This window comes from Salininema proteolyticum (genome assembly GCF_042685645.1).
Lineage (GTDB): Bacteria > Actinomycetota > Actinomycetes > Mycobacteriales > Micromonosporaceae > Salininema > Salininema proteolyticum.
On sequence record NZ_JBHUNX010000001.1, the window covers coordinates 4003792 to 4015068 of the forward strand.

Genomic DNA, 11277 nt, shown 5'->3' on the forward strand with positions numbered 1-11277 from the left:
TCACATCTTCGGCCGGAGGAGTGTGCCCCACCTTACTTCACGGTTCCCGTTTCCGCCTCCGGGGTGGTCGGCGCCCGATTCTCCGGCCCGCGACGGCCGCCCCTCCGCTCGGGGGCCCCGGCCGCGCGGTCTTACACTGGAGAGGTGAGCAGCAGGGAGACCACCCGACGCATCCAACTGCCCGTGGACGACCGTTCACCGGCTGTTGCGCGCGCCCTCGTCCGCGAGGTCATGACGGAGACGGGCCACCTCGACCTGCTCGACGAGGCCCTCCTCCTGACCACCGAACTGGCGACCAACGGCGTGGTCCACGCCCGCACGGACGTGGGGATCACCGTGAGCGCCGACGACGTGTCGGTGACCGTCCGCGTGACCGACTTCCGCTCCGGCGGCCTGACCACCGACGACCCGGTCCTCCCCGACATCTCCGCCGAGGGCGGGCGCGGCCTCCTCCTGGTGGACCGTTTCGCCAGCGCCTGGGGCACGACCCACGACAAGGCCGGGAAGTCCATCTGGTTCCGCCTCGACTCCGAGGCGCGGCCCTCCCCCACGGCCGAGGACCACTCCGACGCCCTCCCCGACACGGCCCCCGAGGTCACGACGCTGGACGCCGCCCAGTTGGCGGCCCTGTTCACCGTCGATCCGCACACGCAGCGCCGGCTGGACCTCAACGAGACGCTCGAGGAGCTCATCCAGCGCCTGGGCGAGGCGACCGGTGCCAGGTCGGTGCGCGTGGAGGTCACCTCGCGCGACTCGTCCCAGCAGGTGCTCGCCTCGGTCGGCGTCGCCCGGGGCGAGAGCACGGCGTTCCCGCTGCCGCTGACTCCTCCCGAGGAGGGGCGGATCGTGCTGACGGGGATCCGGTCGACCAACTCGGCGGCCGTGATCGCCCTGGCCGCCGAGCGGTGCGCGCTGGCGATCGAGATCGACCGGCTGCGCGAGCAGGAGCGGCAGCGCTCCGGGTGGTTGACGTTCCTGGCCGGCTCCTCCGAGCTCTTGGCGCACTCGCTGGACGACAAGCTGACCGCCGCGCTCATACCCCAGCTCTTCGTTCCCCGCCTGGGGCAGTGGGCGGCGCTGTACACCGTCGACGCCAACGGCGACCTGGTGCTGACCAACTCCGTCCACGTCGACGAGGGACAGGTGGAGGAGCTGGACTCGCGGCTGCGCAAGGCGGCGTCCGACTTCTCGGTGTCCATGGAGCGCACGAGTTTCACGGGCCTGGAGCTTCCGGCCCCGCGCGGTTTCAACGGGACGGCGATCCCCTTGACGGCGCGGCTCAAGCCGCTCGGCGTCCTGGCGGTGGGCTATCCGGCGCGCGGGCAGCACACTCCCGCCGAGCGCGACATCATCACCGACCTGGCCAAGCGCTCCAGCCTCGCGCTGGAGAACGCGCGCGTGCTCTCGGAGCGGACGCGCATCGCCCACGAACTGCAGACGGCCCTCATGCCGCGCAACCTCCCCGAGCTGGAGGGCGTCAGCTTCGCCGCGGAGTACCTCCCGGCCGTCGCCTTCGGCACCGAGGTAGGCGGCGACTTCTACGACGCGATGTCCTTGGACGACAACAGGCTGTGGATCGCCATAGGGGACGTCTGCGGCAAGGGCGCCCGGGCCGCGGCCCTGACGGGCGTGGTGCGCGACGTTCTGCGCGTCATGGCCCAGGACGGCTCGCCGCTCCCGCACGCCCTGCAGCTTCTGAACAACACGCTCCTGGACAAGCAGGACGACAACCGCTACGCGACGCTCGCGAGCGCGTTCGCCCGCCGCACCTCGCCGGGTTTGAGCCTCTCGGTGTCGCTGTCGGGGCACGACCATCCGCTGCTGCTGCGCGCCGACGGCACCCACGAGTGGATCGGCTGCTCGGGCACGGCCATCGGGCTGCTGCCGGATGTGAAGGTGAAGCCGGTCGACGTGGAGATGAGCAAGGGCGACTCGCTGATCCTGTACACCGACGGCGTGACCGAGCGGCGCAACGGCCGCACCATGTTCGGCGGGGAGAGTATCGTGTCGGTGCTGGAGAACAGGGCGGGATCGCCCGCCCAGGACTTGGCCTCGACCCTCGTGGAGGCCGTGAAGGACTACTCCACCGACCCGCCCCGGGACGACATCGCGATTCTCGTGATCCGCTGCGACGCTTGACGGAGACTCTGTGGACGACTATTCCCGCCAACCGGCCTTGACGGGGGTTTCCCGCCGCGCCAAGCTTCTGATCGGCGGCTTCGTCGTGCTGTGGGGCGTGGTGCTGGTCGTGCTCATGTTCCTGCCCTCGGACCCGACGGTGCGGGAGCAGATCGGCATAGGCGAGGCGCGCCAGGACGGCGAGGAGCTCGTGGAGGCGATCTCGGAGGACTTGGGCCGCTGGACGGAGGAGGCGGTGGAGTTGGAGGACTCCGAGGTGCCGGCGGCGCCCGTCGACGAGGAGCCGTCTTACCGGCTCTACTGGCTGCCTTCGGTGGAGGAGTCGTGCAAGGTCACGCCTGTGCGCGACAGTGCCGAGGCGGTGTGGGAGTTCAAGGCCTTTCCGGAGAACTCGCGGGAGGCCTTCGACTCGGTCGAGGACCTTCTCGTCGGGGAGTTCGGCGCGGACGGCAACGGTTTCGACAGTTCGTGGTCGGGCCGCACGGACCGCTATCTGAAGGTGAACCTGTCGCTGGACGAGGCGGAGGGGTCGCTGCCGGCGGTGAGCGGCCGGATCTCCACGGAGTGCCGACCGCTCTAGGGTTTCCGGTGTTCCCGGTCCGTGACGCGGAGTCGTCCTTGAACCGGGGCCGTCAGGCCTCCGAGTTCGGGGTCGAGGTGCCGTTGTAGATGCACCAGCCGTCGGTCTCGTCGTCGCGCAGGTTCAGGACGGTGGTGTTGTCCGACGCCTGGGCCTCCCCGCCCTCCGGGGTGTAGGTGACCTTCTCCTGTGCGGTGACAGTGGCCTCGGTGCCGGTCACTTCGGGCGGTTCGACGGTGTAGGTGCCCGTCCAGGTCCACTCGATGCCCTTGGTGGTGTCCTTGTCGTTCTCGCGGTTGTCCTCGACGCTGCCGTGCAGGTCGCTGCAGGTGCCCGCGAGCAGTGCGTCGTAGGCGGCGTCGATGTCGTTGGCCTTCATGCTCGTGTAGTAGCCGGAGAAGTAGGCCTCCGCGACTTCCGCGACCTCGGCTTCGGGGCCGCTGTCGGTCTCGGATCCGTTCTCCTCGGTCGTGTCCTCTTCGCCCTCTTCCTCGTCGAGGTTCACGTCCTCGTCGGCGGACTCGTCGACCGAATCGCTGGCGGAGTCGGTGTCGCCGTCGTCCTGCAGGAGGAAGTAGGCGCCGACTCCTCCGCCGGCGAGGACCAGGACCGCCACGATGCCGATGATGACGCCGGCGTTGGACTTCTTGGGCTGCTCGGGTTGTCCGTAGGGGCCGTATCCGGGTTGCTGGGGCGGCATTCCCGGCGGCTGTCCGGGCGGGTTCTGGCCGTAGCCTCCGGGCTGGCCGGGGGCGCCGTAACCGGGCTGCTGCGGGGGTTGGCCGTAGTCCGGCTGCGGGGTCGGTGCGCCGTAACCGGGCTGCGAAGGGGGGCCGGGTTGCGGGGGCGGGGCACCGTATCCGCCCGGCTGCTGGGGTTGGGAGCCGGGCATTCCGGGGCCCGGTTGGCCGGGAGCACCGTAGCCGGGTTGCTGGGGCGGCTGCCCCTGGGACGGGTCCGGCTGATATCCGCCGGGAGGTGGGTAGGCCATGGTGTTTCCCTCCGGTGTTCGTCGATGTCTCCATCCCTATCGTGACAAACTCTCGCCATGGTTTTCTCCCGGGTTCCTGCCAATCGGAAGGGCTATTTCGATGCGGAACGGGCCGTTGATTTCGCGAACAGGTCAGGAGGAACAGCTCAGGCACCGGCTGTTGGGCTCCCTCGTCAGATCCCGGGGCTAGGGGCGATGTCGGCGGCCGTTGCGCCGCTTCAACGGCCGATGTGCGCTCCGCGGCGACCTGAGCCGGCGCGCCGTTCGCGCTCCCGTATTCCATGGTCGACTCCACGAAGTTCCCGACACCGCCGGGCAAAGATCCGCCATGGCCCGCCACCCGTTCTCGCCGAGAACAACGGCCCGTCCGATACTGGACGGGCCGTTGTTCTCTCAATGCGATCAGGACGTCCCGCTAATGCACCAGCCGCTGTCCTCCTTGGTGAGCTCGTAGGTCACAGTGGTGCTCTGCTCCTGCGTCTCACCTTGGTAGGTCGCACTCGAATCGATGTTGACCTCGGCGGTTGCCGAATCGCCGTCCTCTTGGACGGCGCCGAGGGAGAGTTCAACGGTGGTCTCGATGTCTTCCATGCCCTCTTGCGAACTCGGGTCGAAGCCTTCGAGGCTCTCCTTCGCCTCCTCCTTGTCGGCTTCACACGCCGCGTCGACAAGGGCTTCATAGTCCTCAGCGTTCATCGAGTCGATGACCGAGGCGGCGAAGTCCTCGGCGCTGCCGTTCTTGTCAACACCGCCTCCGCCCAGGGCCACGATGAGGATGACGACGACGGCGATGACGCCGACCGCGCCGGCGCCCAGGCCGATGAAGAGGCCCTTCTTCGACTTCTGCTGCGGCGGAGGCGGCATACCGGGCTGCCCGTAGCCGCCTGGCTGCTGGGGCGGCATCCCCGGCTGCTGCGGGGGCATTCCGGGCTGCTGGGGCGGCATCCCGGGCTGTTGCGGGGGCATGCCCTGCTGGGGAGGCATTCCCGGCTGCTGGCCGGGAGCGCCGTATCCGGGTGGCGGCGTCTGGCCGTACCCCGGCTGCTGCGGCGGACCGTAGCCCGGCTGCTGTTGCGGCGCCCCGTATCCGGGTTGCTGCTGCGGCGACGGGTTGTAGGGCGGTTGCTGGGGGCCGCCATAACCCGGCTGCCCGTTCGGCGGTTGTCCCGGTGGCTGCCCTCCGGGAGGTGGATAGGTCATGGCACCCCTTCGCGAATGCGTCTACGTTGTGATTACGACGCAATTGTGCCACTCCGCCCACGGTCTCGCCTCCCCCGTACCTCCCCGGATGACAAGCTGGTCTTCTCCTCGCGACTCCCCTTGGCACACGGCAGTTGTCGCCGCGAGCTGCCTGCCGGAGTGCGCCATCGGCACGGGTCTCCCGAGTGCCGTCGGAGCTCTGTTCGGTGTCCCGCCCGGTCGCCGGTGCCGCGTCAGTCCTCTTCTTCGCGCTCCATCGGCCAGACGCTCGTCTCCACGCTGCCGACCAGATCGAGCGGCCCGACGAGCGCCGCGGTCCTCGCGACGGTGAAATCCGACAGGGCCAGCAGGCTGACCCCGCCCCGGGACTGCTTGACGGCGGCGTAGTAGGCGCCGGTGGACCGGTCGCGGAACACCCAGCCGGGCTGCGTGTCGGTCGGGATGGTCGGCACCGTCTGCCGGGTCGCCTGCGCCGACGGGGCACCGCCGTACTGCGGTTGGCTCGTGTACGCCGGGAACTCCCCGGTCCTCGGTCCGGGCGGCGTGGCCTCGAAGGCCGGTGCGCCCGAGGCGTACTCCCCCAGGCCCAGGCTCCGCTCCGAGAAGGCCTCGTAGTTGTCGCCGCCGTTGTCCACGGGGCGGGCGATGTTGTCGGGGATCTGATAAGGGGAGGGGTCGGCGGAGACCGGCAGCGGCGGCGGGGCGGCCTGCGGCTCGATCTCGGGGATGTCGGTCAGGGCGCGCATCTCGTGTCGTCCGGCGACGAGGTTGATGACGACCGCCCCGGCTATGAGCGAGAAGAGTGCGGCGCCCAGGGCGATCAGCACGCGTGCGGTCATGCCGGACGCGGTCGCCAGGTACACGAGCGACAGCGCGCCCGCGGAGAAGGCGATGACGACGAGGGCGGCGACGGTGGCGGTCAGGGCCAGGTTGTGGCCCACCGGAGGGGGCGTCGCCGTCGGCCATTTCTCCGAGGCCCTCACCTTCCCCAGGGCGATGGAGGAGAAGGCGGCGAGCGCGAGGGCCAGAACGAGGGACACGCCGGCGACGACTGCCACGAGGGTGCTGTTCGCGTCGATGACGTCCATGGTGGCCTCCCTTGGTGCGGGGTACGGTGCGTCCGGCCGGGCGAGGCCGGACTAGTACTGATTATGGCCTTCCGGGCCGGGCCTGTCACTGGTTCGGACAGGAGGTTTTCTCCCGGGTCTCGACGGGGGAACCGGAGAGCCATTCAACTACACGGGGTCGGGTCGCATAACGGGCGCGGCCGTTCGCATGTGAGTAGTAACAGTAGGTGAGCGATGTGTGCGGGTCCCGGGTGCGAAGACCGACGCCGCTCGCCGGCCCGGAGTCGCGCCCCTTCAGGGTGCTGTTGGGCAACGGGCGAACCAGACGAGCCCCTTGAGGTAGCTACCGGGTCGCGCTGAATGAAGACCGTGCTTCCGAAGGAGATTCGTCCCTTCACCAACAGCCCCCTTCAGGCGTAGGGGTCGTCGTCCTCGTCTTCGACGCCCCAGACGTTGTCCTCTTCGACCAGCCAGTTGGCGGCCTCGCCCTCGCTGTTGCCGTCGGCGCCGCCGGGCGCGCCGGCCATGCCGCCGCCTCCGCCCATCATCATGCCGCCCGCGCCTCCGACTCCGGCCGTTCCGGCGCCTCCGGCGCCCGCCATCCCGGCGCCGGTTCCGGCCCCCGGCCCGCCTCCGGGCCCGCCCTGTCCGGCTCCGCCGGACGACAGGCCTCCCGGCGAGACCGAGCCCGCTCCGCCTCCTCCGGCCAGGCCGCCGCCACCGGCGCCGGCGCCACCTCCGCCGCCTTCCCAGTCGCGTTCGAACACTTCGGGGTTGTCGTCGACGAGGTCGTCGGGGTTCGCGGTGGGGTCGGTGTAGTCCTCGATCTGCGGGGGATTCCCGCCGCCGCGCGTCGCGGCCTTCTCAAGCCCCGGGTAGGGTTCGCGTTCGACCTCCGACCACCATGCGCCGGCGAGGGGCGTCGTGGACGGGGTGAACTCCCGCAGGGCCTCGTCCGCGTAACGGCACCTGGCCCGCACCTCTCTCTCCAGGCCCTCGGCGCGTTCGCGGAACTTCTCGTAGGCCTCGACTCCGCCTTCGCTCCAGCGGTTCTCGAACTCCGCCTCGGCCTCTTCGCGGGCCCTGTCGGCGGTGTACCAGCCGGGGACCTGGCCGAGCTGTTCGGCCGTCTCGGGCGAGTTGCCCTCTTCGTACTTGTGCTCGGCTCGGCTCTCGACCCAGTCGGCGGCCTCGCCGACGACGTTCGGGGTGAAGCCGGCCAGTTCGGCGGCCTCTTCCATCGAGTCGCTCTCCTCGGTCTTGCACGTCGCGGTGTAGGGGGCCCGGACGTGTACGCGCCCTCCGAAAAGGCGGTCGTCCAAGGGGGACAGTCCGACGGGCGGGTAGGGAGTGCCCTCGTCGGTCTGGGCCCGGCCGATCGACTCGACGAGGGCGTCGAGCTGAGCGACCATGCCGTCCTCTTCGGTGATCTCGAAGGCCGCGCTCTGCAGCTGCTGCACCAGCATGGAGACGGAGTCGTCGAAGAGGTCGAAGTCGACGCCGCTCCAGCCTCCTCCGAGGTCGGCGAGGCCGCTTTTGATGGTGGACGCCATCTCCGCGAGGGTCTCGCCCATGGCCTTCCAGGCCTCGGAGGTCGCCTCCAGAGAGCAGGCGTCCTGGTCTTCGGGGCGCAGGGCCTTCACGAAGTCGCCGAGGACGTCGGCCGCGGGCATCTTCATGCCGCCGTCCATGGGGGTGATCCGCTGTCCGGAGACCGGCACGGCGGTCATGAGTTCGAGCCAGGGGCGTTCGACGCTCACCGCCAGGGAGTTGACGCACCGGTCGTGGCCGCAGGCGGCCAGGCCGAGGTATTCCTCCACGGACGGGTCGGGGTCCGGAACCGGGGGTGCCGCGATCACCTGGTAGGTCGCGCGGTCGGGCCGGTCGGTGCTTCTTCCTTCGCTCATGGTGCCGCCTCCGATGGGGAGTTGTGCCGAGGGTCTCCCTCCACGGTACTCAGGCGTAGCACACCCGTACAGGTCGGCGAAGGCGAAGGGGCGCCGGGCGATCGCGCCCGGCGCCCCGTTCGTCCGTGCTCTACCAGTGCTTCAGCGTTCCTCCGTCGGCGACGACGTCGGTTCCGTGGATGCCGACGGCCCTCTCCGAGAGCAGGAAGGCAATGGTGGCGGCCATGTCCTCCGGCTCGGCGAGGCGCCCGGTGCTGATGCCGAACTGCTCGGGGAGCGCCTCGAGGAGCTGGTCGAGGGTGGCGCCGTTGCCTTCGGCGACCTTCGCGCCGAAGGAGTCCTCGCCCTGCCACAGGGAGGTGAGGGTGACGCCGGGCGAGACGGTGTTGACGCGGACGCCCTTCGGCCCGAACTCCTCGCTGAGGCGCTTGGTGAACGCCGAGAGGGCGGCCTTCGACTCGCCGTATCCGACCGGGGATCCGGCCGGGACGCGGGAGTTGATGGTGGAGACGGTGACGATGGCGCCCCGGCGCTCCAGGAGGGAGGGCAGGGCGGCCTTGGTCGTCCACACCGCGCTGTAGAGGTTGAGGTCGAGCATCTTCTTCCACTGCCCGTCGTCGGTGTCGAGGATGCCGCCGAGCTCCAGGTCGGCCGCGTCGCCTCCGCCGACGTTGTTGACGAGGAGGTCGACGCCGCCGAGTTTCTCGGCGGCCTCCACTACCGCGGCCGCTCCTTCGGGGGTCGAGAGGTCGGCCGACACAGTCGCCTCCGCGGCCTCTTCCAGTTCGGCGGGGATGGTGCGGGAGGCGCCCACGACGCGGACGCCCTCCTTCTTCAGCTCCTTGACGGTGGCCAGTCCGATGCCGCGGCTGGCTCCGGTGACGATGGCGGTCTTTCCTTCGAGTCCGAGGTCCATGGTGTTCCTTTCTTGACCTTCAGTTCAAATATCGGGGTGTGCGGTGCCCGCTGCCGCGGGCGGTTCTAGATTCCGTGCAGGGAGGTGTCCACGACGCGGAAGAGCACGGCCTTCCCGCTGGTGCGGGCCATGACGCGGAGTCCGCCGACGACCGTCATCACGTACTCGGCGTAGGCCTCTACGTCCAGGCCGGCGGGCACGTCGCCCGCCGCCCGGCCCTCGGCGAGCCTTTCGGCGATGACGGCGATCGTCTTGTCCTGCATGCGCTTGACCTTCCTCCGGGCCGCCTCGTCGTGCGGGGCGAGCTCGTTGGCCGTGTTCACCGCGAGGCAGCCGCGCCGGACGGGGCCGGCGAGGTCGGACTCGACGAGGAAGCGGAGGTAGCCGCGCAGGGCCCCTTTCGCCGTGCCGTGCTTGGCGAGCAGCTCCTTGGTGAGCTCCTCGCCCTGGGCGTCGTACAGGTCGAGCACCCGGTCGAACAGCTGCCGCTTGGAGCCGAAGCAGTGGTAGAGGCTGCCCTTGCCCAGGCCGATGGCCTCGGCCAGCCGCGCCGGGGAGGTGGCTCCGTAGCCGTTCTCCCAGAACACGTCCAGGGCCTTGGCCAGTACGGCGTCGGTGTCGAATTCCCGGGGTCGTCCCATGCCCTCGACGCTACCCGTTCTTGACCCAGGGGTCTAGAACTTTTGCGACATGGCGTTCCCGGACAGTGAAATTCACTCATCCTTAAGAACCCGATCGCGGGAACGCGTCCTACCCAGCGGGACGCGAGGAACACTCACCGACCTCCTTGGGACCCTTGAGGTTGTCAGATTGACGACAGAGTCCACCACATAAGGGCCGATCTTCGCACACCCGATCGCTCCGCGTCTTAAGTCGGTGACGATATCGACTTCTCGAGTGAGGGAGCCTTATGATGTAGGTGAGGTGCGAGCGCGCCTTGGGAGACAGTACAAGTGAACGATCGTCGCCACCGTGCCCCGGCACGGCGGCACTTCGCGGACAAGGACTCGCTGATGAAAGAAACCCTGTGGCTGGCAGCCTCCGAAGCCCAGCTCCTGGCACAGGACGACAAGGGAGCCGAACTCGACACGAGCGGCATTATCGGCTTCTTCCTGTCCAAGATCGCCCCCATCCTCCTGGCCATCCTCGGCATCATCTTCATCGCCCGCGCCAACAAGGGCGAGGTGAGCAGGGTGCTGACCTCCTCCACGATCGCCATCCTCGGGATCGCGTTCATCGCCGGCGCCGGACTGCTGATCGCCTTCGGCGGCTCCCTAGTGGACGTCATGTTCACCGAGAGCGGGGATTAGCCGCGCGAGCGGCCCCACACCTGAATACTGACTGAGGACGGCGAACCGGAACCCGGGCCGAAAGGCCGCGCGGACCCCTGCCGGTCGCCCGACAGGGACCCTTGGCGAGGACTCCTCTCGCGCCCGGGAGCCCGCTCGCCGTCCGCCGCAAGAGGGCCGCCCGCCCTACTCCTCGAACCAGGCGACCGGACCCATGACAGGGAGGATCCACCCCAGCGATGAAGCTGCGAACCGACGACGACATCTACCGAGCGCGACTCCTCTATCTCGGCCCGCCCGGTTACACGCTGCCGTTCCACCTGCCCTACGCGCAATACGGCGTCTTCGCGCTCCTCCTCGCCACCATGATGCTCCTGCGCTGGCTCGCCACGGGCACCGTGGATCTCTTTCCCTCCATCGAGATCGCGCTCGCCCTCGTCTCGACGTCGGTGGTCTTCAAGTTCGTCGACTCCGACCGGCCGGCCCGGGCGGTCATCCGCACCGCGCTGACCGACTGGCGCCGTACCCGCGGCGCCGCCGCGACAGCCCCCCTCCCCACGTTCACCGCCCGGAAGGTCCGGCTCCGCCCCGTCATCGTGGAGCCGCCCCTGGGCAAAGACCAGCGCCAGAGCCTCGCCGAGGCCACGGTGCTGCGCCAGAAGCGCCACGCGGCCGCCGCGCGGCGCGCCGCCCGCCCCCGGATGGCGTCCGCGCCGGCCGGACCGGGATCCGTCATGACCGTCCCCGTGCCGGGCATGCCGGACATCACTGCCAGTCGAACCAATAGGGGTGCCCGATGAGCGACGAGCCTGAGAAGAGCGCGGGAACTGAGGGCGGGGCCGAGGGCCCCGTCGCGAAGTTCTCGGCGCCGCGACCGTCGGCGCGGGTGCGCGACCGCGAGCGCGCCAAGCAGCCGAAGGCCCTGGACGATCTCGACGACACGACGGCGTTGGTCGACGCGTTGTTCAAGCCGTCCGCGAGCGCGTCACGCTCTCGGTCGAACGGTTCCTCCGACGCTCCGGCGCAACACGGGCCCGTCTCGGCTTCGCCGCAGGATGCTTCGCGTCACAGGGACGCCGGTGACTCTCATGACTCCCCTGTGTCACATGACGACAGCGACGGGTCACCGTCGGACTCGGGCCCACCTGCGCATAGTGACGCCCGGCAATCGGATTCTCCACAGGGTTA

9 protein-coding genes and 1 pseudogene are annotated in these 11277 nt (G+C 69.6%); 4 read left to right on the plus strand and 6 right to left on the minus strand.

What is annotated here, in order from left to right:
• The first annotated feature begins 144 nt into the window (after positions 1–144).
• Together ACFTE1_RS18450 and ACFTE1_RS18455 are read left to right on the plus strand one after the other, a co-directional pair.
• A complete protein-coding gene (locus tag ACFTE1_RS18450; protein WP_380623661.1) occupies positions 145–2139 on the plus strand; it encodes a SpoIIE family protein phosphatase in 1995 nt (664 codons plus the stop codon).
• Positions 2140–2149: 10 nt separating this feature from the next.
• Complete coding sequence (locus ACFTE1_RS18455; protein WP_380623659.1) at positions 2150–2719, plus strand: hypothetical protein; 570 nt, start codon at positions 2150–2152, stop codon at positions 2717–2719.
• Between the two features lie 52 nt (positions 2720–2771).
• On the opposite strand, the gene ACFTE1_RS18460 is transcribed toward ACFTE1_RS18455, so the two are convergent.
• From ACFTE1_RS18460 to ACFTE1_RS18485, 6 genes are all read right to left on the minus strand, one after another.
• Positions 2772–3710, minus strand: a complete 939-nt coding sequence (locus ACFTE1_RS18460; RefSeq protein WP_380623657.1) for a hypothetical protein — start codon at positions 3708–3710, stop codon at positions 2772–2774.
• A gap of 402 nt (positions 3711–4112) precedes the next feature.
• Positions 4113–4910: an Rv0361 family membrane protein gene (locus ACFTE1_RS18465; RefSeq protein WP_380623655.1), complete on the minus strand. Its 798-nt coding sequence runs from the start codon at positions 4908–4910 to the stop codon at positions 4113–4115.
• Positions 4911–5143: 233 nt separating this feature from the next.
• Positions 5144–5998, minus strand: a complete 855-nt coding sequence (locus ACFTE1_RS18470; protein ID WP_380623653.1) for a hypothetical protein — start codon at positions 5996–5998, stop codon at positions 5144–5146.
• A 389-nt stretch (positions 5999–6387) separates the two neighbouring features.
• Positions 6388–7884 (minus strand): hypothetical protein, encoded by a 1497-nt coding sequence (locus ACFTE1_RS18475; RefSeq protein WP_380623651.1) that lies wholly within the window; start codon positions 7882–7884, stop codon positions 6388–6390.
• A 130-nt stretch (positions 7885–8014) separates the two neighbouring features.
• Positions 8015–8800, minus strand: coding sequence for an SDR family oxidoreductase (locus tag ACFTE1_RS18480; RefSeq protein ID WP_380623649.1), 786 nt, complete (start codon positions 8798–8800; stop codon positions 8015–8017).
• A gap of 65 nt (positions 8801–8865) precedes the next feature.
• The gene (locus ACFTE1_RS18485) at positions 8866–9441 is read right to left on the minus strand and encodes a TetR/AcrR family transcriptional regulator (RefSeq protein ID WP_380623647.1); all 576 of its coding nucleotides are present in this window, start codon (positions 9439–9441) and stop codon (positions 8866–8868) included.
• A 372-nt stretch (positions 9442–9813) separates the two neighbouring features.
• On the opposite strand from ACFTE1_RS18485, the gene ACFTE1_RS18490 reads away from it, so the two are divergent.
• Together ACFTE1_RS18490 and ACFTE1_RS18495 are read left to right on the plus strand one after the other, a co-directional pair.
• A complete protein-coding gene (locus tag ACFTE1_RS18490) occupies positions 9814–10110 on the plus strand; it encodes a hypothetical protein (protein ID WP_380623645.1) in 297 nt (98 codons plus the stop codon).
• 218 nt (positions 10111–10328) lie between these two features.
• A pseudogene (locus ACFTE1_RS18495) lies at positions 10329–10676 on the plus strand (hypothetical protein); the annotation flags it as partial.
• Positions 10677–11277: the final 601 nt, after the last annotated feature.